Origin of the sequence: Mycobacterium sp. D16Q13, from assembly GCF_002013375.1 — a bacterium.
GTDB lineage: Bacteria > Actinomycetota > Actinomycetes > Mycobacteriales > Mycobacteriaceae > Mycobacterium.
The window spans coordinates 1-21,168 of sequence record NZ_MAEW01000020.1 but is presented as its reverse complement, the minus strand read 5'-3'; the positions used below and the strand labels follow the sequence as shown (position 1 = coordinate 21,168).

Sequence of the window (21,168 nt, the reverse complement as noted above, 5' to 3'; positions counted from 1 at the left end):
ATCAGCGCCCGTGGGGCAACAGTGCGTCGAGTGCGTCCAGCAGGGCGCCAAGTCGGTGCGTCAGGTCAAACCGCTGCGGCAGGCGCGGGCCTGGGTCACCTGGGCACTGATCGCGGTCAACGTGCTCGTGTATGCCGCCGTGGTCGGCGGCACCGACGAGACAATGGCTGCCACTACCAGCCCGCTGTTCCGGGACCTGGTGCTGTACCTGCCGTGGGTGGCACAGGGCGAGCTGTGGCGCACCGTCACCGCGGGCTTCCTGCACTTCGGTCTGATGCATATCGGGGTGAACATGCTCTCGCTGGCGTTGATCGGGCCCGGGCTCGAACACGCCTTCGGTCGCGAGCGGTACGCCACCATCTATGGCACCGCGTTGCTCGGCAGTAGCGCCATCGCGATGTGGTTCAGTCCGAACGCGTTGGTGGCGGGGGCTTCTGGCGCCATCTACGGTCTGCTGGGCGCGGCACTGGTGCTGTATCTGCGGGAGCGTCTGAACCCGCAGACCATCATCATTGTGCTGGTGCTCAACATCGGGCTGAGCGTCTCGCTGCCGGGCATTTCGTTGGCCGGGCACATGGGTGGACTGTTGTTCGGCGTACTGAGCGCCGGGGCGCTGCTGTACTACCGCGAGGTGTGCCGTGCGGTAGGTACGTCAGACCTCGCGCAGAAGCCGTCGACGCCGTGGGTGCTGGCGGCCGTGGTGACCGCGCTGTCGGTCGCGCTCATCATCGCGAGGGTGCTCACCTATACCGGTTGACTCACGATGGCAGTTTCGCTTTGAGAAACTGCCATCGGGTGTGCTGCTTGACGATGTCCGGCACATCGTCGGTGAAGGGACGGTCGTAGTGCGCGGCGATCTCGGCGGCCGTCTGCACCTCGGTGATCCAGCCGTGCCCCGTCAGCCAATCCGCGGGCGGCATGCGGGAATCCGGATATGTCAGCATCCAGAAATTCGCTGCCCGAATATCTTCGGGGACAACGGGTTCAGCGAGAGAATCCCAGGTTTCGGTCGAGGGCAAGAAGATGTTGGCGTCGCTGCAGATGGCGCTGCCCGGCGCGGACAGCTCGATGATTCGTTCGAATAGCAGGTCCTGACTCTCGCCGGGTAGGCCCGCCATGATCAGCGGCGCGATCAGCCACGCGGTGGGTTGTTCCGGGTCGAAGCCGGCGGCGCATAGATCCTCGACCCACGGACCTGCCGTCGTCGCCACGGGCACGAGCCGCTGCGTAACGGCCGGGACGGAACCGTGCTCCTTGAGCACGCGGCTGCGGAATTCCAGCGTATGTGGATGGTCCACCTCGTACAGGACGGCGTCCAGCGGCCACCGGAGCCGGTAGGCCCGAGTGTCCAGGCCTGCGACGAATTGCACGACTTGCCGGGTTCCCAGCTCGAGCTCAGTGGCGATGAAGTCGTCGCCGTACCGCGTGAAGATTCCCGATGCGTTGATGAGAAGGAAAGTGCCGTCGGTCGCTGACGGGTTTTCGGGAAATCCCGTCGCGAGGAAGGCACTACTGAGGGGTTCGTTCGCTGCGGTGACCAGGACCGCCGCGAGTGGATCGTCGATCAGAGGATGGCCGCGCCGACTTTCCAAGGCGCGTAGAGCAGCGGCGATCAGGTCGAACTGGTACTTGTGCGCCGGTGAGGTCACGGCCCTTTCCTGCTGACCGTCCAAGGAACCACCCGCCTTCCTGCACGTTGCCTTCAAGATATCCAGGGAGTGGACAATTTGCGATGGTGTCGCGCAAGCTAACCGGCGGTTCCAGCTTTGGACCGAACCTCACGGCGCGGCGGGCTCATCGCACGGGGGATGCGCAAGGTAATCGCTCGGCAGCGTCGCGGTGAGGAAACGGCGGTCCGCGAGATCATCGAAATCCGGGGTCAGCGTGCCGCCGAACGGCCGGCCGTAGTGCTGGGCCAGTTCACGGGTGGTGCGCGTCCGGGTCAGCCACCCGTGTCCGGACAGCCAATCCCCGGGAGGGGTGCGCACGTCGTAGTGCGCGAGTGCCGAGTAGTCGGCGCCGCGAAGTGCGTCCGGGAGAATGGCGTCCACGACGTCGCCCCAGGGGCGCCCCGAGGGAGCTAACGCGTCGTTGTCCGTCGAAATGGTGCTGCCGGGGGCCGACATTTCGATGATCCGCTCGAACATGGTGTCCTGGCTGCCGCCGGGGAGGTTGCAAATGACGGATTCTGCGAGCCATGCGGTGGGGGCATCGGGGTCGAATCCGGCCAGGCTCAGCTCCGCCTGCCACTGATCACCGAGTCCACACAGGACCATGCGCTGGGTCGTACGAGGCTCGACACCCGCGTTGTCGAGTGCCTTCATCTTGAGCGTGAGGACCTCGGCGTAGTCGACCTCGTAGACGACGGTTCCGGCGGGCCAGGACAGTCGGTAGGCGCGGGTATCGAGTCCCCCGGCAAGCAGCACCACCTGATGGTTGCCGTTCGCGACGCAGGCGAGCAGAGATTCGTCGTAGTACCGGCACATCGCCGCCGCGTAGTTGGTGAGCAGGGATGTGCGGAGCTCATCCGCCGTCGACGGCTCCTCACGGAGGCCTGCGTCCAGGAGCGCGAGTGTGTGGGGATCGCCCACCGTTTCGAGGACTGTTCGCGCGTGCTCGTCGAACAGCAAAGGACTTGCGCGGCGGGCCTCGAGTGCCCGCAGGGCAGCGATGGTCAGCCCAATCTGCATACCCTGGCGGACGAATCCGCCGCTATAGCCGTCTCCCGACATGAAACTCAGCTCTCAATCCCCCAACCGTCAAACGACGGGCCTTTGCCAACTGGCCTGTTCGTACAGACGGCACCCTTGTGACCGATTGCATGGGAAACTTTAGTCGAGGCGGGACGGAAGGTCCCACCCCGGCGTTACCCCGCGTACCGCGTTCGCGATGGCTAGCGCGTGGCGGAGATGAAGTAGGCGTCTGACCACAGCGAAGTGATATCGCTGTGCTCACGGGGAGCCGGCCGCCCGTAGTTAGCGGCCTGCTCGAGCCGGTTGGTGGTGTCGACCCGCCAACCGTGTTCGCCGAGCCACTCGATCGGGTCTTTGCGCTCATCGTCGTAGATGAGATCGCCGATGCTGATGTCCTTGAGGAAGTCGGGCCGGAGCTTGTTCACGGCGTCCTGCCACTGGCTGGCGGTGGCCACCCGGGGCCGCCATTCGGTGGCGAGGAAGCTGCCGGGTGCGGAATGGGCGGTGATGCTTTCGAACAGCGCATCCTGTGCGGCACCGGGGAGATAGGCCAGCAGGCCCTCCGCGAGCCATGCCGTCGGCTTGGCTGCGTCGAAGCCCGCCGTCTCCAGCGCTGCGACCCAGTCGTCGCGAAGGTCGACAGCGACTTCGCGCCGCTCTGCCAGGGGTGTCGCGTTCTGTTCGGCAAGGACGTGGTCCTTGAATTCGAGGACCTTCGGCTGATCGAGCTCATAGACCACGGTACCGGCCGGCCAGGGCAGCCGGTAGACGCGCGCGTCCAGACCCGCGGCCAGGATTACCACCTGCCGGATGCCGGAAGCCGTTGCAGTGGTGAAGAATTCATCGAAGTACTTGGTACGAACGGCGAGGTGATTGACCAGGTAGGTGGTGGCGGCGTCCCACTCTGACTCGGGTTTGGGGGCGGCCAGCGCCTCGGTGAGATGAGGCTCCCCGGACGCCTCGACGAAGGCGCGAGCGTAGTCATCGCGGATGAGCGGCTCGGACCGGATGGTTTCCAGGGCGCGGAATGACGACACCATGAGGGCCGTGAAACCGACGCTGCTGACAATGTCCCACTGATCGCCGTCGGTCCGTGTCATGCGCCCACCTCTTACGTAGGGGTAATTACCTAAGGCAACGATACGCGTGTTGGAGTCTTCACGCCCGATAGCGGGCCGCGCGCAAGACTTCGTGCACGTCGCGAGGGTCGGTACCCAGATCCCAGCGGTTCAAGACGATCAGGTCATCACCGGACTCGATCTCCAGCAGCCGGGTGCGCCTGCCGAGCCTGCGGAACTCGGTGACCTTTACCGAGTCCACGCTGGCACGGGGCAGCAGCGTGATGCGGGTGAGGCCCTGCAGCTCGAGACCCTCGTCGACGATGCGCAACTTCGGACGGCACCGCCAGGACACCGCGGCGAATCCCAGCAGACCGAGGGCGGCCACGGCGGCCAACAGACGGCCAGGCGCATCGGAGACGAGAAAGACGGCGATACCGAAGGCGACACCAACGAGCGCCGCGGCGGCGATGCCGGCGGGTTTCGGGCCCCATTCGGTGGGGGAAGCGGTCGGGTTATCCACAGGCGTTATCCACAGTGGGGATAAATCACATCGTTGTGATTGGGTGTCTCCCGGGTTGACTCGATGGAAACGGGTGCTAACCGAACCGGCAACGGCAACATGGGATCGACCGGGTCTTTTGTCACCGCCACCGCATGGTCAGCAGCAGCCCGGTGATCATGAAGGCGAACGCGATGGCGTAGTTCCACGGGCCCAGATCCAGCATCCAGGTGATGTGCTGGGCCGCGAGCTGGAACACCATCAGCCAGGCCAGGCCGATGAGCATGAGGGTGAGGAACAGCGCGACGAACCAGACGCTCGACGGACCGGCCTTCACCTTGACCGGGGTGCGGCTAACGGTGGTCGCGTTGAACGCGGACTTCTTACGGACCTTGGACTTGGGCATCGACTACCTCGGAAGCATCTCGGATATGGCGGCGCGGCGACGGATCGCCGTGGCCGGAGTCGTTAGGGGTTCTTACGCAGGTTACAGCGCGGTGCTGCGACAATCTTCTGGTGACCGCCGATGAGCCCCTCACGCGAAGAGGTTCAGGCCCCGAGGAGGCCCCCGCACGCGGGGCAGGGCGCCCGCGCAAACCCCTCATCTGGCGGGTTGGCGTGCCCCTGGTGTGTGCTCTTGCCGGTTTCCTGCTGGCCGCTACGCACACGGTGTCGGGTGGCAACGAGATCCGCCGGGGCGACTCGCCGTCGCCTCGACTGGTGGATCTGGTGCGCGAGACCCAGAAATCGGTCGACAGGCTCAGTGCGGCCCGCGACGGCCTGGCCAGTGAGATGGCTGCCGCGCGTGAACAGTCGGCAGGGGGCGACAGCCAGGTGGCGGCGGCACTCGCCGAAACCGGCGAGATGGCCGACGCCGCGGGAGTACAGCCCGTCACCGGACCCGGTCTGGTGGTGACGCTGACCGATGCCAAGCGCGACTCGTATGGCCGCTTCCCCCGCGATGCGTCGCCGGATGACTTGGTGGTGCATCAGCAGGATGTCGAGGGTGTGCTCAACGCCTTGTGGAGCGCGGGCGCCGAGGCGATCCAGATGCAGGATGACCAGCGCCTGGTCGCGAGCTCGGTGCCGCGATGCGTCGGCAACACCTTGCTGCTGCACGGCCGCACCTACAGCCCGCCCTACGTGATCACGGCCATCGGCGATGCCGATGCCATGCAGGCGGCCCTGGACGCGGCTCCGTTGGTGACGCTGTATCGGCAATACGTTGCGCGATTTGGCCTGGGGTACACGGTGACTCGTGGCCATCATCTTGAGGTGGCCGGGTATCGGGACGCGGTGGGTCCCGGCCGGGCGACTCCGTTGCAGGGCCGGTAGACATCCGTCGGTACCTGTCCGGGTAAACCGGTTGGGAATCCGTTGGCGCGGGTCCGTACCCTTGACCTGTGCGCATCCTGGTCGTCGACAACTACGACAGCTTCGTGTTCAACCTGGTCCAGTACCTGGGTCAGCTCGGCGTGGACGCAACAGTGTGGCGCAACGACGACCCGCGCCTGGCCGACACCGATGCGGTGGCCGCCGACTTCGATGGCGTACTGGTCAGCCCCGGCCCGGGTACACCCGAGAGCGCGGGCGCTTCCATCGCGATGGTGCATTCCTGCGCGAAGACGGGCACCCCGCTGCTCGGGGTGTGCCTGGGGCACCAGGCGATCGGGGTCGCGTTCGGCGGCACCGTGGACCGCGCACCGGAGTTGTTGCACGGCAAGACGAGCAGGGTCGAGCATGAAGACGCCGGAGTGCTGCGCGGTCTGCCAAACCCGTTCACGGCCACTAGGTATCACTCGCTGACAATTCTCCCCGACACCGTGCCCGAGGGGCTTCGGGTGATCGCCCGCACCGCCAGCGGCGTGATCATGGGTGTCATGCACACCGAACATCCGATTCACGGGGTGCAGTTCCACCCGGAGTCGATACTCACCGAAGGTGGGCACCGGATGTTGGCCAACTGGCTCACCTATTGCGGTGCGCCCCTTGATGAATCGCTGGTGCGCTCGCTTGAGGCGGAGGTCGCCTCGGCGCTGAACGGGGTCAGCGGACGAGTGAGCGCCCTCGGCGGCTGACGGTCTATCCCGCGCCGAAGCGCAGCTTGATCGGTCCGTTGTATCCGACACCGGCACCCGATGGCGGATCCTGAGAGACCACGCGAGCCCTGTTGCCGCCGTCGGATGGCACATCCTCGGTGCTCAGTCCCCCGCCTTGCCATCCGGCCTGGTACAGCATCGGCTCGGCATCGGTCCAGAACTTGCCGACGAGGTTCGGCATGCGGAATTGGCCGCCCTGAGACACCCGGATCTCGATGACCCCATCCTCGGGGAACATGGTTCCGGCCGCCGGATTCGTGCTCAAGATCTGACCCTTCGATTCCGGACTGGGAACCGGGATCACGGTGGGTGGCGCGGTAAAGCCGTAGGTGGGCAGGTTCTTGAGGGCGACGTCGATGTTCTGCCCGACCAGATCCGGCGCGGGCTTCTCCCCCGGGCCCTTGCCGACAACGATGGTGATGTTGTTGGTGACCGCCGAGTATTGCCCGGCCGGAGGGTTGGTGGCCATGACCCGGCCCTTGTCCTCGGGCAGCGACTTGGTCTCGCTTTGCGTGAAGGTGCCCTTGAACCCGGCACCCTGCAGCTTCTTCACCGCGTCGCCGAAACTGAGTCCGTGGCAGTCGGGTACCTGCTGGCTCTCCGGTCCGATGGACACGTTGAGGGTCACCTCGGAGCCTGCGGTCACGGTCGAGCCCTTGGCGGGATCTGTATCGATGACCTTGTCGGGAGCGAGCTTTGAGCTGGTGTTCTTCTGGATCTTGGTTTTGAAACCGAGGTTTTGCAGCGCTGCCACGGCGTCGGACTGGGACCTGCCGGTCACATCCGGAACCTGAACATCGCGCGACGGGCCACTGCCCAAGATGATGGCGAAGGTGACCACCACGGTGAGCACCACCAGTGCCGCAAGGCCAACCAGCCAGCGGCTCAGCGGATTGCGCCGCGGTTCCGCGTAATGACTGGGAAGCGGGTTGGTTTGCGGTCCGGAGGCCGGGTACGCCTTGGTGTTGGTGGGGGTGTTGAGCATCGAGCTGCGCTCGGCGTCGGTCAGGACCTTAGGCGCCTCTGGCTGCTCGCCCTGGTACACCCGCATGAGGTCGGTGCGCATCTCGGCGGCGTTCTGGTACCTGTTATCGGGGTTCTTCGAAAGTGCTTTGAGCACCACGGAATCCAGGCCAGGCGGAATCTCCGGGTTGTGCTTGGACGGCGCCACCGGATCTTCACGTACATGCTGGTAGGCCACCGCGACGGGCGAATCGCCGACGAAAGGTGGTTCGCCGGTAAGCAATTCGTATAGGACGCAGCCCAGCGAGTAGACATCGGAGCGAGCGTCCACGGTCTCGCCGCGCGCCTGCTCCGGCGAAAGATACTGCGCCGTCCCGATGACCGCCGCGGTCTGCGTGACGCTGACACCGGCGTCCGACACCGCGCGCGCGATCCCGAAGTCCATCACCTTCACCGCACCGGTCTTGCTGATCATGATGTTGGCGGGCTTGACGTCGCGGTGGATGATGCCGTGCTGGTGGCTGAAGTTGAGCGCCTGGCAGGAGTCGGCGATGACTTCGATCGCCCGGCGGATCGGCATCGGGCCGTCGTCCTTGACGATGTCCCGCAGGGTGATGCCGTCGACGTACTCCATGACGATGTACGGCAGCGGCCCGGTGGGTGTCTCGGCCTCACCGGTGTCGTAGACCGCGACGATCGCGGGGTGGTTCAGCGCGGCGGCATTCTGCGCCTCCCGGCGGAAACGCAGATAGAAGCTGGGATCCCGGGCCAGGTCGGCGCGCAGCACCTTGATCGCGACGTCACGGTTCAACCGCTGGTCGCGCGCCAAGTGAACCTCGGACATGCCTCCATAGCCGAGGATCTCCCCCAGCTCATAGCGGTCCGAAAGGTGCTGCGGAGTGGTCATTACGGTGATTTCGTCCCAGTGATCGGGTCCGGTTCGCTGACCGGAAGCAGAGCCACGATATTAGCTGGCGCAAGCGCTCCTGGCGAAGCTGAACCTGGACTTGAGGGTGCCTCGCTGCTCGAGGTTGTTGCCGAGGGCAGCGGAATGTCTGTCTTCTTCTCGCTGGCTCGCAACAGGATGAGTGCCGCGATGATGATCGCGAAGATGCCCAGCACCGCGGCCGCCCACATCAGGGCCTTCTGGCCGGGCGAGAACGTACCGCGCCGGGGTGGCGGCGGCCGGTGTGAGCCCGTGGGCTGCCGGGTACGGGACGTAGGCGGGGCGACCCGGCTGGGTGCCCCGACGGCGGGCCGCACCTGGGTGGCGGGCGGGATGGCCGCCGGCGTGGCCCGGCTGATGGTGGGTGCCTGATTGGGCCGGGGTGGGCGACGCCCCGCACGCACCGCGGCCACCGCGTCGGCGAAGGGCCCGCCACTGGTGTACCGGTTCTGCGGGTTCTTCACGAGAGTGATCTCGATGAGCTCACGCACGTTCGGTGGCAAGTCGGCCGGCAGTGGCGACGGCGTTTCCTTGATGTGCTTCATCGCGACCGTCAGCGCGCCGTCCCCGGAGAACGGGCGCTTGCCCGAAACCGCTTCGTAACCAACGACTCCCAGCGCGTAGACATCGCTGGCAGGGGTGGCGTCATGGCCCAGCGCCTGCTCGGGGGCGATGTATTGGGCGGTGCCCATCACCATGCCGGTCTGGGTGACCGGGGCGGCGTCCACGGCCTTGGCGATGCCGAAGTCGGTGAGTTTCACCTGCCCGGTGGGCGTGATCAGGATGTTTCCCGGTTTCACGTCACGGTGCACCAGCCCCGCGGCGTGTGCGACCTGCAGGGCGCGGCCGGTCTGCTCCAGCATGTCCAGCGAGTGGCGCAGCGACAGCCGCCCGGTGCGCTTGAGCACCGAGTTCAGTGGCTCGCCGTGCACCAGTTCCATCACCAGATACGCGGTGCGGCCCTCACTGTCCATATCGGTCTCGCCGTAGTCGTACACGCTGGCAATACCGGGGTGGTTGAGCATGGCGACGGTGCGTGCCTCGGCGCGGAACCGCTCGATGAACTCGGGGTCCGAGGAGAACTCGGCCTTGAGGACCTTCACGGCCACCTTGCGGCCCAGTCGGCTGTCGGTACCCTCCCACACCTGGCCCATACCGCCGGTGGCGATGAGCCGCTGCAACCTGTAGCGACCCGAAAGCGTTTCTCCCACACGTACCGTCATGAGGCTCCCTGTAGTGCTGCGGCGATGACCTGTCGCCCGATGGGTGCGGCGACCGAGCCGCCGGTGGCCGCCAGTGCGCGGTCTCCGCCATCTTCGACGAGAACCGCGATGGCCACCTGGGGGGTGACCGGCGTGGCCTGAGGATCGGTGGAGCTCGACGCCGGCGCGAAGGCGATGTACCACGCGTGCGGCGGGGTGTTGCGCGGATCGGTGCCGTGCTCGGCGGTGCCGGTCTTGGATGCGATCTGCACGCTGGGGATGGCACCGGTCTGCGCAGTGCGCTGTTCAGAGAGAATCATCAGTTGGGTCAATGTGTTCGCGATAGCGGGTGTCACGGCTTGGCCGATGTCATCCGGATTGGTGGTGGACAGATTCGACAGGTCTGGGCCCTTAAGGCTATCGACCAGGTGTGGCTGCATCAGCACGCCCTTGTTGGCGACGGCCGCGGCAACCATCGCGTTCTGTAGCGGGGTCACCGCGACGTCCTTTTGCCCGATGCTCGACATCGCGACGGCTGCGTCGTCGGACATCGGTCCGACGGTCGATGTAGCCACCTGGAGTGGAACGCCGTCGAGCTCGTGATCGAGACCGAACGCCTGCGCGGCCTTGACCAGCTTGTCCCGCTTGAGCTGCTCGGATCCGAGTTTGGCGAAGGCGGTATTGCAGGAGCGCGCGAAGGCCTCCTGGAGTGTGGTGTTGTCGCCGCCGCCACAGGAGGTTCTGTTGTAGTTCTCCAGGGTTGCGTTGCTCCCCGGCAGGAAGATGGTCGGCGACGCGGTCACCTCGGTGTTGACCGTCTTGCCATCTGCCAGCGCCGCGGCGGTGGTGATCACCTTGAAGGTCGAGCCGGGCGGGTACGTCTGTGAAATGGCGCGATTCAGCATCGGTTGCGCGGGGTCGTCCTGCAGTCGCTTCCAGGCCTCGTTCTCCTGCGCGGAGTCCTGACTGGCCAGCAGATTGGGATCGTAGGAGGGCGTCGACACCATCGCCAGGATCTTTCCGGTGGAGGGCTCAAGGGCCACCACCGAGCCGCGGCAGCCGTTCTTGCAGCCACGGTGCATGGCGTCGTAGGCGGCCTGTTGCACGTCGGGGCGGATCGTGGTGACCACGCTGCCGCCGCGCGGGTCGCGGCCGGTGAAGAAGTCCGCGAGACGCCGGCCGAACAGCCTGGGATCGGATCCGTTGAGCACGCTGTCCTCGGCACGCTCCAGCCCGGCGCTCGAGTAGTTGAGCGAATAGAAGCCGGTGATGGGTGCGTACACCAACGGATCCGCGTATTGCCGCAGGAACCGGAAGCGGCTGTCGGTCGCCACCGAGGAGGCGAGCAACTGCCCGCTCGCTGAGATCTGCCCCCGCTGGCGCGAGTACTCGTCGAGCAGCACCCGCTGATTGCGAGGGTCTGCGCGCAGGCCAGGCGCTGTGAACACCTGGGTGAGGGTGGCATTGGCGAGTAGCAGCACGACCAATCCCATGACGACGAGAGACACCCTGCGGATCGATGTGTTCATACGCGATCGATCAGCTCGGTGCGGGCCTCCGCGATGGGGGCGGCGTTGGGTGCGGAGGTGGTGGTGAGCGGCCGGCGGGCGATGTGCGAGATGCGCAGCAGGATGGCTAGCAGCACATAGTTGGACACCAGTGACGACCCACCGTAGGAGATCCAGGGCGTGGTGAGTCCGGTCAGCGGAATCAGTTTGGTGACGCCACCGACGACGATGAACAGTTGCAGCGCCAATGCCGCCGACAGGCCGGAGGCGAGCAGCTTGCCGAAGCTGTCCCGCACCGCCAGCGCGGTGCGGAAGCCACGGACGATCAGGATGGTGAACACCAGCAGCACTCCGGCCAGGCCGACCAGTCCGAGTTCCTCACCGATGGCGGCGATGATGAAATCGGTTGAGGCGGCGGGAACCGTGCCCGGTTGACCGTTTCCGAGGCCGGTGCCGAAGATGCCTCCGGTGGCGAAGCTGAATAGCGACTGCATCATCTGGTACCCGTTGCCGTCCGCGTCGGCGAAGGGATCGAGCCAGGTCTCGACGCGCACGCGCACATGCGCAAACAGGAAGTACGCCAGAAACGCACCGACGACGAAGAGACCGAGCCCGATCAGTACCCAGCTGATCCGTGCCGTGGCGATGTACAGCACCGTCAGGAACGACGTGTAGAGCAGTAGCGAGGTGCCCAGGTCCTTCTCAAAGACCATGACTCCCACCGAGATTGCCCATACGGCCAGCAGCGGGCCGAGGTCCCGGGCCCGCGGCGACTCCACGCCCCAGTAGCTGCGGCCGGCGGTGCGGAACAGGTCGCGTTTGGTCATCAGGAAGGCGGCGAAGAACACCAGCAACAGGATCTTGGCGGCCTCCGCGGGCTGAATCGATAAGAACGGCAACTCGATCCAGATCTTGGCGCCGTTTCTCTCCGAGGCCGAGGATGGCAGTAGCGCCGGGATGGCCAGCAAGACGATGCCGACGATCCCAAAGGTATACCCGTAGCGCGCGAGCATGCGGTGGTCCTTGACGGCCGCAAGCACACCGACAAGCGCCGCGACACCCACCAGAGTCCACAGCACCTGCGCGTTGGCTTCCAGAGTCTCGGTGCCGTCACCAGCGGCCGCCTTCGCCAGGTCCAGGCGATGGATCATCACCAGTCCGAGGCCGTTGAGCAGCGCGACGCAGGGCAATAGCAGCGGATCGGCGTAGGGGGCGTAGCGACGAATTCCGAGGTGCGCCAACGTAAAGAGAACGAGATACGCGAGGCCGTATTTCAGGAGGTCCAATGAAAGACCGCGTTCGAGATTGGCCTCGACGAGGATCAGGGCGACGGTGGTGATCGCGGCGGCGAAGCCGAGGAGCCCCAACTCCGCACTGCGTCGTGTCGGCTGCGCGGGCGGCACATTGGGCACAACAGCGGTTTGGGGCGCCGTCGTCATGACACGGTCCGGCAGGTAACGCCCGGCTCTTGTGGTGGCGCCGGCAACGGCGCCGGCGCGGGAGTGGATGTTGTGGTCGGCGTGGTGCTCGCGCCGGGGCTTGTGGCGGACGTAGGCGTAGGGGAGGGCCGCGTGGTGGTCGTTGTGGTGGTGGCGGAACCCGATGTGCTGGAGGGGGTGCGTCCGGCCGTAGCCGGCGCGGGCGGTGGTGTCTTGGGAGCGGGCGGCGGGCACGGGGGCAGCGCGTTCTTGGTGAGCTGGCGCAACTGGCCGATGGCCTCGTCGAGGGTGCCGCCGGGGAGGCCGGCCTCGACCTGCTGACGCTCGGACGGCCGCAGGTCTGACACCTTGAAGTACTTGCAGGACAAGCCGGATGCGGGTTCGCCGTAGCTCACCAGCGACATGTCCCCACGGCTATCGAGGCAACCGACGAGGTCGGGCCGCTGCAGTGGATAACCGAGGAGTGAGCCCTGGACGCCCTGCATGATGGAAACGTTGCCCTCGTGGGCACTCACGTAATAGTTGTTCAGCACCACGCGGCGGCCGATCGCCAGCCCGGCGAGCGCGATCAAGACCACGAGCACCGCCGCGATCAACCAGCGCAGCGTGCGCTTCTTAGGCTTAGCGGGGTCGGAATCTGTTGTGTCGGAATCGGATTCGTCTTCGGCCGGCTCAGGCTCCTTGAGGGCCCGTTGAATCGCGGCGGCGCGTCCGGCCGCCGTGTTCGGCGGCGGGGTATCGGTGTCGGCATCGGCGGATATCGCCCCTGCCACGATCGGCCGGGTCTGTCCGTAGTCCAGCTCCACGACATCGGCGACGACCACGGTGACGTTATCGGGTCCGCCGCTGCGCAGCGCCAGCTCGATGAGCCGGTCTGCGGCGGCGGAGACATCGGCGATCTCCAATGCCTCGGCGATGGTTTCGTGACTCACCGGATCGGAGAGCCCGTCCGAACAGAGCAGGTACCTATCTCCCGCTTGCGCCTCACGCATGATGAGCGTCGGTTCGACGGGCGCACCGGTGAGCGCGCGCATGATCAGCGAGCGCTGCGGATGGTTGTGTGCCTGCTCCGGGGTAATGCGCCCCTCGTCGACAAGAGTCTGGACGAAGGTGTCGTCCTTGGAGATCTGGGCCAGTTCGCCGTCGCGCATGAGATAGGCGCGCGAATCACCGATGTGCACCATGCCCAGCCGCTTTCCGGCGAACAGGAAGGCCGTCAGGGTGGTGCCCATTCCGTCCAGTTCCGGCTCGGCGCGCACATGATCGGCGATCGCCCCGTTACCCGAGTGCACCGCGTCGGCCAGCGTGTCCAGCAGGTCGCCACCGGGTTCGTCGTCGTCGAGCGGTGCCAATGCGGCGATGACCAGCTGAGAGGCAACCTCACCGGCGGCATGACCACCCATACCGTCGGCCAATGCCAGTAGACGGGCTCCGGCATAGACCGAGTCCTCGTTGTTCGACCGCACAAGTCCGCGGTCGCTACGCGCGGCGTAGCGAAGTACCAGTGTCACGAGCGCAGCTCGATCACTGTCTTACCGATACGTACCGGCGTCCCCTGGGGAACCCGCAGTGCCGTCGTCACCTTCTCCCTATCCAGATATGTGCCGTTGGTCGATCCTAGATCCTCGACGTACCAATCCGACCCGCGTGGCGATAGCCGCGCGTGCCGCGTCGACGAGTAATCGTCGGTCAGGACCAATGTGGAGTCGTCGGCGCGACCAATCAAAATGGGCTGTGTGCCGAGTGTGATCCGTGTGCCAGCCAGGGCGCCCTCGGTCACCAGGAGGTACTGCATCTGCCGCCGGCCCGCCTTCGCGGGACGAATGGCGCGCAGGTTGAGACCGCGATTGGCCATCAGCTGACCGGTCGGGGCGTAGATATCCGTCCGCAGGATGCGCAGTACCGACCAGATGAACACCCACAGCAGCAACAGGAACCCACCGCGGGTGAGCTGGAGCACCAGTCCCTGCATCCGGTTGTCGTTCCTCTCGCTGGTCCATCGCGCCTCGGCGAGGGTGTCCGGAGACCGGACATATTCGGCAGGGCAACGATACTTGGCTGTGTTACCGGGCGGGGCCCGATACGTGCAGCCTGTGTCGAACGCGGTGTTGCCGATGCGGTCCTACTGCACCCGAACGATGATCTCGGAGTGGCCCAGCCGGATGATGTCGCCGTCGGCCAACTGCCACTCGGTGACCGGGGCGTTGTTGACGGTGGTGCCGTTGGTCGAGTTGAGATCCGACAGCAGTGCGGCGTGCCCGTCGAAGCGCACCTCGAGGTGACGACGCGAGACGCCGGTGTCCGGCAGCCGGAACTGGGCGTCCTGACCGCGGCCGATCACATTGGTGCCCTCACGCAGCTGGTAGGTACGGCCGCTGCCGTCGTCCAGCTGCAACGTGACGGTGGTGCGTCCAGCTCCGGCGCCACCTCCGGTGGGTGCGCCGTAGTCGGGGCTGCTCTGGTAGCCGCCGTGTTCGTAGTCGCCGTATTCGGGCTCCCCGTAACCACCCTGGGGTGATCCGTATCCGCCCTGTTGCGGCGGGGCACCGTAGCCACCCTGCTGGGGGTACGCGGGGGGACGGCCGTAGTCCTGGCCCGGAGGGGGACCCTGAGGTGCGTTGTACCCGCCGCCCTGCTCGTACTCGCCGTAGTTGGGGCGAGGAGGCTCGCCGTATCCGCCCTGCTGTGGCGGCGCTGGGTAGCCACCTTGTTGTGGAGGCGCCGGCGGGCGGCCGTACTCCCCGCCGCCTTGCGGTGCTTGAGGCGGGGTTCCGTACCCGCCCTGGTCATAGCCACCGCGGCCACCTTGCTCATATCCACCCTGCTGCGGCGGGCGCGGCGGGTAGCCACCCTGCTCGTAGCCGGCCGGCGGGCGGCCGTAGTCCTGACCGTACTGCTGGCCCTGTCCGTAGCCGCCGCCCTCGTAACCGCCCTGGCGCGGTGGGTAACCCTGGTCGCCCTGTGGGGGCTGCTGACCGCGCGGATCCTGATCGGGACGCCCGTACCGGTCGTCCTCTCGGCCGTACTCTTCGCCGGGGCGTCCCTGCTGGGGACCTGGGTTGTCAGTCATGGATGCTCCTGGTTGTGAATCCGGGGTCGAAGGGGCAGTCGTCACGGCGCCGTGCGTACGGTCCCGCTTGGTATCGGGATTGACCACACCGCGGGTACGAAACTGGCCGGTGTGCAAGTTCGGTGATTGTTCGAATCGGACAACAACTTCACCATACGTTTGCCACCCCTGATCGCGAATATATTCGCGCAGGTGTTCGGCGAACGTGTCTGGGTCGAGATCGCGGTCATCGGCCGCTTTCTCGTGATCTCCGGTGCTGAGGAGAACGAAGTACTCATTGGGAGCCAGCAGCCGCCCCTGGCCCGCTGACCTGACTCCGTCGGCGGCCTCGCGACGCAGTGAGGCCTGCACTTCCTGAGGGACGATGCTACCGCCGAATACGCGGGCGAAGGCATCGCCGACCACGTCTTCAAGCTTGCGCTCGAAGCGCTGGACAATTCCCATGCCTCCTCCTTTCGGCGATCGTGTGGCAGGTCTGAGCGCATGACACAGCGCACCGCCACGAGCGGATCTCGAGTAGATGGTATCGGTTTGATGATCGTCAGCACCCACTCCTCTATTACGAGACGACATCGTCTTGGCACCAAGAGGCCTTCTACGCTCGCCGTATGTGACGATTAGCGTGCGTGCGCGGGCTTTCGCTGGGCGTTCTCGGTTCAAAGAGGGGGCACGGAGCGTGATAGGCTCTCGCGGTCGTTGGGGCGAGTGGCGGAATGGCAGACGCGCTGGCTTCAGGTGCCAGTGTCCTTCGGGACGTGGGGGTTCAAGTCCCCCTTCGCCCACAAGCTGTGTGGGCCGGAAGCCCAACGATAGAAGGCCGGAGACCCGCTGGGTTTCCGGTCTTTTGCGTTGTTGCCGCAGTATCAGGCGCACGTGCCCACCGCACCAAGCAGGCGGAGCGTTTTCTATGATTCGGGCAACGAGGGGGAAGAGATGCCCGAATCGTCCATAGGCGACGAGGATGCCGACCGGCCTGAGACGCCGCGAGGCCGGGGTTCCGTGCGGTGGCAAGAGCCAGGTATCACCACGCCGCGGCCCCCTACCGTCGCCGAGTCGCGGGCCCGCGACAAAGCGCGCCGGACCCGCGAGGCCGAGCGCCGGCTCGCGGAGGTCCAGGCCCAGAAGGCAGAGGAACGGCGTCGGACCCGCAATCACGTTCTGATGGGCTCCGTAGTGGTCGCGGGTATCGCGGCGGTCGTGGCTGTGGGCTACGCGGTGATCGATCGAGACGACGAGATCGAGGCGACGTGCGTCCAGGACGGTTCCAATGTCGTCGCGCCGGAGGAGTACTGCGAGCGCGGCACGGCGTCTTCCTCGGGCGGCGGCGTCTTCATCTACGCCGGATCGCCCTATCGGTATTACTACGGTGGACGGAATCAAGGCATCGGGACCATCGCATCCGGCGGCAATCTTGAACTGCCCAGGGGCACGCGGGCCAAGACCAGCTCCGGTACCACTCTGACCAAATCCGATGGCTCTGGCAGTGTTTCACGGTCTCCATCGGTATCGCGAGGTGGCTTCGGGTCCAGCAGCTCGGGAAGTTCGGGGAGCTGATGCGGCGTGAGCATGCGCGGCCCCGCCCCGGTTGGGAAGAGACCGTCGCTTCCCAGGGAATGTGTTACGGCACGCCCGCGCGGTCGGCGGACGGTAGCGATCGTCCCTATTGGGACGAGTCGGTCCACTACGTCTTCGACATGGACGAGGTGCTTTCCCTAGAAGCCACCGTGGAAGTGCTGCACTCCATGTGCCTGGACGCAGTCGAGCATGTGGTCCTCACCGGGCGCTACCGAGACTTCGGGCTACCGGAGTGGGCCTGGGAGCACATCGAAAAGTCTTGGCGCAGAAAAGATCCACATCTGTACGGGCGCTTCGACCTCCGATATGACGGACGGCGGCCACCGGTCCTGCTCGAGTACAACGCCGATACGCCCACCTCGCTGCTGGAGGCCTCGATCCTGCAGTGGCACTGGAAAACGGATGTGTTCCCCGAGGACGATCAGTGGAACTCCCTGCATGAACAGCTGGTGGCGCGCTGGACGCAGATCAGCAAGCAACTTGCCGGTACGGAAACACATTTCACATGGTCATCGGCCGACCAGACCGGTGAGGACAACGTGACTCTGGCGTATCTGCAGGAGTGCGCGGCCGAGGCCGGGATCAACACGGTGGGCCTGCCGATCGAGGATATCGGCTGGGATCACGATCTCAATCGTCTCGTGGATCTTGAAGAGGCGCCGATCGAGTCGATCTTCAAGTTGTATCCGTGGGAGTGGATCCTCGACGACGACTTCGGCCGCCACGCCCTGGACCTACTGCCCGAGACTCTGTGGATCGAACCGTTGTGGAAAACGCTCTTGAGCAACAAGGCGATCCTGGCGATTCTGTGGGAGATGTACCCCGGTCATCCCAATCTGCTGCCGGCCTATCTCGACAATCCTCATGAGCTGACCGAGTACGTCCGTAAGCCGAAACTGGGTCGCGAAGGGGCCAATATCACCGTGGTGGGTGCGGGCTATGAGACGGCCACCGGCGGTGTCTACGGTGAAGAAGGCTACGTCTACCAGCTGCTCGACCCGCTGCCGGAGTTCGACGGCATGAGGCCCGTTCTCGGTGCCTGGATTGTCGGCGACGAATCGGCGGGGCTGGGGATCCGGGAGACGGCAGGCCTGATCACCGACGACGGCGCCGCGTTCATTCCGCACCGGATTCCACCTCAATAGGGACACCGAATAGCAGAGAAATGGGGATCGTAACCGTGAACGCAACAGGGTACTGGTCGATCGTCGCGCACGGGGCGGCGGCAATATGGCTCTACGCGGCAGTCGGTTTCGCGCTGATGGTGATTGGATTCTTTGTGCTGGACTGGACAACTCCCGGCCCGCTGCGGCAGATGGTCCGTGTGGGCCTGCCCAATGCCGCCGTGATCACCGCGGCGGGACTCCTCTCGCAGGCGTTTGTGATCGTGCTCGCCATCTACACCGCGTCGGGCAACATCGCCGAAGGGCTGTTACGCACCCTGGTGTTTGGACTTATCGGCATCGCCGCTCAGACGATCTGCATCAGGCTGATCGAGTGGGTGGTGGGCCTTGATGTTGGAGATCTTCTGGCGCACAAAAGATTTGCACCCGCGACCCTCGTTGTCGCTGCGGCGTATGTGGCCGTGGGTCTGATCATCGCCGCCGCAATTCTGTGATCCGTGTGGGGTGAGTCGACGAGCCCGTCGATGTGCGCGGCGTGAGCGCAGGGCGTGTGCGCGCTCCGCTACCGTCATACGCATGCAATCCCTCCGGACTGGCAGCAAGGGAATGCCTCGTCAGGAACGGGAGCAGTGGATCTTGACCGCGGCCGCCGTGGAGTTCGGAGAATCGACCTTCGCCGCGTCGAGCATGAACGGGATCGCTGCGCGCGCCGGGGTGTCCAAGGCTCTTGTGCTGGCCTACTTCGGGTCTAAAGAGGATCTCTATGTTGCGTGTGTCGAAGGTGCTGGGGAGCGACTGGCCACCGCGATCGGCGATGCGTTAGCAGGATCGCCGGCACGTCCGGAGGTCGCGGAGGCGGTGCTGACGGCAATCTTCACCACGCTCGAGAATCGGCGCAGCGACTGGCCGGTCCTCTACGACAGGACGGTGCCGAGCGGGCGGGCCCGGGATGCCGCTCGGCGGCAACGGACCGTTCTGCGTGAGCAAGCCGCCGCAGCAGTGACCAGAACGCTTGGCGCCGTGGGACTCAGCGATGACGACGACCTCTCGGCAGCGACGCTCGTGTGGGAGAACATGGTCTCGGCGTTGGTGCAGTGGTGGCGGCACCACCCCGAGCGTTCCGCCGACGAGATGACCGGACGCGCGCGGAGGGTTCTCACGGCGTTGTCGGACCGCGCTGTCGACGAACGTTGACCATGCGGGTCCGGCCAATCTGGCGTTGCTGGTGACCTGCGCCACAAATGCATGAGAGTGTTCGGGATTCATCCCATCGGCACACTGTTCAGACTTCTCTGAAGAAGAGCTACATAAGCGCAGGTCACGCTTGGCTTCGCGTTCAGATGGCGAGAGCAGGGCCAAGGTCAGCAACCTTCAAGTCCTGATTTGAAACAGTTCAAGGGGCATGAACTGATTTCAAGCGAACTATCGACAGCGCTATTAGGTGATGCTAACTTCGCCTCATGCGGTCGCTGATTCGCGAGGTTGGATGATCACCATTGATCAGTACAGCTACTTCAAGCCATGTGCCGTGTCCGGTGCCTACCGGCAGTGGTCTGCCCGAATGCGGCCCGACCGTGTATTCGCTCGTCAATAAGCGTGCTGCTCAAGGAAGGGAATGCCCACGATGAATCTCAACGTCGTTCCGGAAGGTCTGCTCGCCACGAGTGCGGCCGTGGAGGCACTGACCGCACGGTTGGCGGCCGCGCATGCCGCGGCCGCTCCCGTGATCGGTGCCGTGGTCCCGCCCGCCGCCGACCCGGTGTCACTGGAAACCGCGGCAGGCTTCAGCGCCCGGGGGCTGGAGCACACCGGTGTGGCCGTGCAGGCGGTCGAGGAACTGGGCCGGGCCGGGCTGGGCGTCTCGGAGTCCGCTGCCAGTTACACCACCGGTGATGTGCAGGCCGCCGTCACGTACATGATCGCGCGAGGCTAGTTCCGGTGTCGGCTCCTATTTGGATGGCTTCACCCCCCGAGGTGCATTCGGCGCTGTTGAGCGCCGGGCCCGGGCCGGGGGCATTGTTGGCGGCTGCCGCTCAGTGGCAGGCGCTCTCCGCGCAATACACCGCTGCGGCAACGGAGTTGACGCAGCTTCTCGCCGCCACCAGCGCCGGATCATGGCAGGGGCCCAGCGCCGCCCAGTATGTCGCCAGCCACACCCCCTACCTGGCCTGGCTGACTCAGCAGAGCGCGATGAGCGCCACCAATGCGATGCTGCAGGAGACTGCCGCCGCCGGCTACGCCACGGCCCTGGCCGCCATGCCGACGCTGGCCGAGCTGGCCGCCAACCACCTGATCCACGGTGTGCTGATGGCCACTAACTTCTTTGGCATCAACACCATTCCGATCGCGCTGAACGAGGCCGACTACATCCGGATGTGGGTCCAGGCCGCCACTACCATGAGCGTGTATCAAGGTGTCTCGAGCACGGCTCTGGCCGCGACGGCACCGACACAGCCCTCGCCGATGATCATGGCGCCGGGCGGCGAAATGTCTCGCATGTCTGCGGACATGATGTCGATGTCCGCGCAGCCGCAAGCTCTCGAATCCGGAACCGCGCTGGATAACAGCAACAACATGATCGATCAGCTCATGCGGTTCATGACTAATCCGCTGGGCACGCTGCAGGACATGATCGAAGACTTCATGCGGAACCCCATCGCCGCGTTCTTCGCGTGGTTCCCGCTGTTGTTCTTCATCGCGTACGAGGCGTTTTTCATCCCCTTCGGGTTCACCTTCTGGGGGGTACTGCTATCGGCGCCTGCCTGGTTGCCGATTGTGCTGGGGCTCGCGCTGTCGGCGCTGGCCCCGCCCGCGGGGATCGACGAGCCTGGCCACGAAGATGAGCCCGGCCGCGAGCCCGCACGAGTGGAACGCAGAAACCCGCAACAGGCGCTGCAACTCGCGCATGTCCCCTCGACACCGTCGATGCCCGGCGGCTCGTCGTCGGCCCCGACCACTCCGAGTAGCCCGGCGTCCTCACCCGCGGCAT

The 21,168-nt window shown here is 65.5% G+C and carries 21 protein-coding genes and 1 tRNA gene; 10 read left to right on the top strand and 12 right to left on the bottom strand.

Going from position 1 to position 21,168, the window contains the following annotated elements:
- Positions 1-10: 10 nt before the first annotated feature.
- Positions 11-757, top strand: coding sequence for a rhomboid family intramembrane serine protease (locus B4400_RS20290; RefSeq protein WP_286142009.1), 747 nt, complete (start codon positions 11-13; stop codon positions 755-757).
- A gap of 1 nt (position 758) precedes the next feature.
- On the opposite strand, the gene B4400_RS20285 is transcribed toward B4400_RS20290, so the two are convergent.
- From B4400_RS20285 to crgA, 5 genes are all read right to left on the bottom strand, one after another.
- The gene (locus B4400_RS20285; RefSeq protein ID WP_170915069.1) at positions 759-1,649 is read right to left on the bottom strand and encodes an SAM-dependent methyltransferase; all 891 of its coding nucleotides are present in this window, start codon (positions 1,647-1,649) and stop codon (positions 759-761) included.
- 129 nt (positions 1,650-1,778) lie between these two features.
- Positions 1,779-2,732 (bottom strand): SAM-dependent methyltransferase, encoded by a 954-nt coding sequence (locus B4400_RS20280; RefSeq protein ID WP_078312446.1) that lies wholly within the window; start codon positions 2,730-2,732, stop codon positions 1,779-1,781.
- Positions 2,733-2,893: 161 nt separating this feature from the next.
- Positions 2,894-3,793 carry a class I SAM-dependent methyltransferase gene (locus B4400_RS20275; RefSeq protein WP_078312447.1) on the bottom strand — a complete coding sequence of 300 codons (900 nt, stop codon included), beginning with the start codon at positions 3,791-3,793 and terminating at the stop codon, positions 2,894-2,896.
- A gap of 58 nt (positions 3,794-3,851) precedes the next feature.
- Positions 3,852-4,274: a PH domain-containing protein gene (locus tag B4400_RS20270; RefSeq protein WP_078312448.1), complete on the bottom strand. Its 423-nt coding sequence runs from the start codon at positions 4,272-4,274 to the stop codon at positions 3,852-3,854.
- 121 nt (positions 4,275-4,395) lie between these two features.
- Entirely contained in the window at positions 4,396-4,659 is a 264-nt protein-coding gene (crgA, locus tag B4400_RS20265) for a cell division protein CrgA (RefSeq protein ID WP_078289620.1), read from the bottom strand.
- A 212-nt stretch (positions 4,660-4,871) separates the two neighbouring features.
- Here crgA and B4400_RS20260 point away from each other — a divergent pair, with 212 nt between their 5' ends.
- Together B4400_RS20260 and B4400_RS20255 are read left to right on the top strand one after the other, a co-directional pair.
- The gene (locus B4400_RS20260) at positions 4,872-5,588 is read left to right on the top strand and encodes a DUF881 domain-containing protein (RefSeq protein ID WP_078312449.1); all 717 of its coding nucleotides are present in this window, start codon (positions 4,872-4,874) and stop codon (positions 5,586-5,588) included.
- Between the two features lie 68 nt (positions 5,589-5,656).
- Positions 5,657-6,331: an aminodeoxychorismate/anthranilate synthase component II gene (locus B4400_RS20255; protein WP_078312450.1), complete on the top strand. Its 675-nt coding sequence runs from the start codon at positions 5,657-5,659 to the stop codon at positions 6,329-6,331.
- A 4-nt stretch (positions 6,332-6,335) separates the two neighbouring features.
- Here the strand turns inward: B4400_RS20255 and pknB are convergent, their stop codons facing one another.
- The 7 genes from pknB to B4400_RS20220 form a co-directional block, all read right to left on the bottom strand.
- On the bottom strand, positions 6,336-8,222 hold the full coding sequence (pknB, locus tag B4400_RS20250) for a Stk1 family PASTA domain-containing Ser/Thr kinase (protein WP_078312451.1): 1,887 nt from the start codon (positions 8,220-8,222) through the stop codon (positions 6,336-6,338).
- Positions 8,222-9,484 (bottom strand): serine/threonine-protein kinase, encoded by a 1,263-nt coding sequence (locus B4400_RS20245; protein ID WP_078312452.1) that lies wholly within the window; start codon positions 9,482-9,484, stop codon positions 8,222-8,224. The genes pknB and B4400_RS20245 overlap by 1 nt, the downstream gene beginning before the upstream one ends.
- A complete protein-coding gene (locus tag B4400_RS20240) occupies positions 9,481-10,992 on the bottom strand; it encodes a penicillin-binding transpeptidase domain-containing protein (RefSeq protein WP_078312453.1) in 1,512 nt (503 codons plus the stop codon). Before B4400_RS20240 ends, B4400_RS20245 begins: the two co-directional genes overlap by 4 nt.
- Complete coding sequence (locus tag B4400_RS20235; RefSeq protein WP_078312454.1) at positions 10,989-12,410, bottom strand: FtsW/RodA/SpoVE family cell cycle protein; 1,422 nt, start codon at positions 12,408-12,410, stop codon at positions 10,989-10,991. Before B4400_RS20235 ends, B4400_RS20240 begins: the two co-directional genes overlap by 4 nt.
- Entirely contained in the window at positions 12,407-13,921 is a 1,515-nt protein-coding gene (locus B4400_RS20230; protein WP_078312455.1) for a PP2C family protein-serine/threonine phosphatase, read from the bottom strand. Before B4400_RS20230 ends, B4400_RS20235 begins: the two co-directional genes overlap by 4 nt.
- Positions 13,918-14,382 carry an FHA domain-containing protein FhaB/FipA gene (locus B4400_RS20225; RefSeq protein ID WP_078289602.1) on the bottom strand — a complete coding sequence of 155 codons (465 nt, stop codon included), beginning with the start codon at positions 14,380-14,382 and terminating at the stop codon, positions 13,918-13,920. The genes B4400_RS20230 and B4400_RS20225 overlap by 4 nt, the downstream gene beginning before the upstream one ends.
- A gap of 150 nt (positions 14,383-14,532) precedes the next feature.
- A complete protein-coding gene (locus tag B4400_RS20220) occupies positions 14,533-15,924 on the bottom strand; it encodes an FhaA domain-containing protein (RefSeq protein ID WP_176112824.1) in 1,392 nt (463 codons plus the stop codon).
- A 255-nt stretch (positions 15,925-16,179) separates the two neighbouring features.
- On the opposite strand from B4400_RS20220, the gene B4400_RS20215 reads away from it, so the two are divergent.
- The 7 genes from B4400_RS20215 to B4400_RS20185 all read left to right on the top strand — a co-directional run.
- A tRNA-Leu gene (locus B4400_RS20215) sits at positions 16,180-16,262 on the top strand.
- 217 nt (positions 16,263-16,479) lie between these two features.
- On the top strand, positions 16,480-17,034 hold the full coding sequence (locus B4400_RS20210; RefSeq protein ID WP_078312473.1) for a hypothetical protein: 555 nt from the start codon (positions 16,480-16,482) through the stop codon (positions 17,032-17,034).
- Positions 17,034-18,200 (top strand): glutathionylspermidine synthase family protein, encoded by a 1,167-nt coding sequence (locus B4400_RS20205; protein WP_078312456.1) that lies wholly within the window; start codon positions 17,034-17,036, stop codon positions 18,198-18,200. Before B4400_RS20210 ends, B4400_RS20205 begins: the two co-directional genes overlap by 1 nt.
- 35 nt (positions 18,201-18,235) lie before the next feature.
- The gene (locus B4400_RS20200) at positions 18,236-18,673 is read left to right on the top strand and encodes a DUF350 domain-containing protein (protein ID WP_078312474.1); all 438 of its coding nucleotides are present in this window, start codon (positions 18,236-18,238) and stop codon (positions 18,671-18,673) included.
- Between the two features lie 112 nt (positions 18,674-18,785).
- Positions 18,786-19,373 (top strand): TetR/AcrR family transcriptional regulator, encoded by a 588-nt coding sequence (locus B4400_RS20195; RefSeq protein ID WP_078312457.1) that lies wholly within the window; start codon positions 18,786-18,788, stop codon positions 19,371-19,373.
- A 430-nt stretch (positions 19,374-19,803) separates the two neighbouring features.
- Positions 19,804-20,112 (top strand): PE family protein, encoded by a 309-nt coding sequence (locus tag B4400_RS20190; RefSeq protein ID WP_078312475.1) that lies wholly within the window; start codon positions 19,804-19,806, stop codon positions 20,110-20,112.
- Between the two features lie 5 nt (positions 20,113-20,117).
- The coding region (locus tag B4400_RS20185; RefSeq protein ID WP_078312476.1) for a PPE family protein at positions 20,118-21,168 on the top strand (1,051 nt) is incomplete at its 3' end.

What these genes read in the sequence shown, in the direction of transcription:
- B4400_RS20195 (WP_078312457.1), top strand. Translation starts at nt 18,786, where the DNA reads ATGCCTCGTCAGGAACGGGAGCAGTGGATCTTGACCGCGGCCGCCGTG.
- crgA (WP_078289620.1), bottom strand. Translation starts at nt 4,659, where the DNA reads ATGCCCAAGTCCAAGGTCCGTAAGAAGTCCGCGTTCAACGCGACCACC.
- B4400_RS20275 (WP_078312447.1), bottom strand. Translation starts at nt 3,793, where the DNA reads ATGACACGGACCGACGGCGATCAGTGGGACATTGTCAGCAGCGTCGGT.
- B4400_RS20235 (WP_078312454.1), bottom strand. Translation starts at nt 12,410, where the DNA reads ATGACGACGGCGCCCCAAACCGCTGTTGTGCCCAATGTGCCGCCCGCG.
- B4400_RS20240 (WP_078312453.1), bottom strand. Translation starts at nt 10,992, where the DNA reads ATGAACACATCGATCCGCAGGGTGTCTCTCGTCGTCATGGGATTGGTC.
- B4400_RS20190 (WP_078312475.1), top strand. Translation starts at nt 19,804, where the DNA reads ATGAATCTCAACGTCGTTCCGGAAGGTCTGCTCGCCACGAGTGCGGCC.
- B4400_RS20220 (WP_176112824.1), bottom strand. Translation starts at nt 15,924, where the DNA reads ATGGGAATTGTCCAGCGCTTCGAGCGCAAGCTTGAAGACGTGGTCGGC.
- B4400_RS20225 (WP_078289602.1), bottom strand. Translation starts at nt 14,382, where the DNA reads ATGCAGGGACTGGTGCTCCAGCTCACCCGCGGTGGGTTCCTGTTGCTG.
- B4400_RS20245 (WP_078312452.1), bottom strand. Translation starts at nt 9,484, where the DNA reads ATGACGGTACGTGTGGGAGAAACGCTTTCGGGTCGCTACAGGTTGCAG.
- pknB (WP_078312451.1), bottom strand. Translation starts at nt 8,222, where the DNA reads ATGACCACTCCGCAGCACCTTTCGGACCGCTATGAGCTGGGGGAGATC.
- B4400_RS20280 (WP_078312446.1), bottom strand. Translation starts at nt 2,732, where the DNA reads ATGTCGGGAGACGGCTATAGCGGCGGATTCGTCCGCCAGGGTATGCAG.
- B4400_RS20205 (WP_078312456.1), top strand. Translation starts at nt 17,034, where the DNA reads ATGCGGCGTGAGCATGCGCGGCCCCGCCCCGGTTGGGAAGAGACCGTC.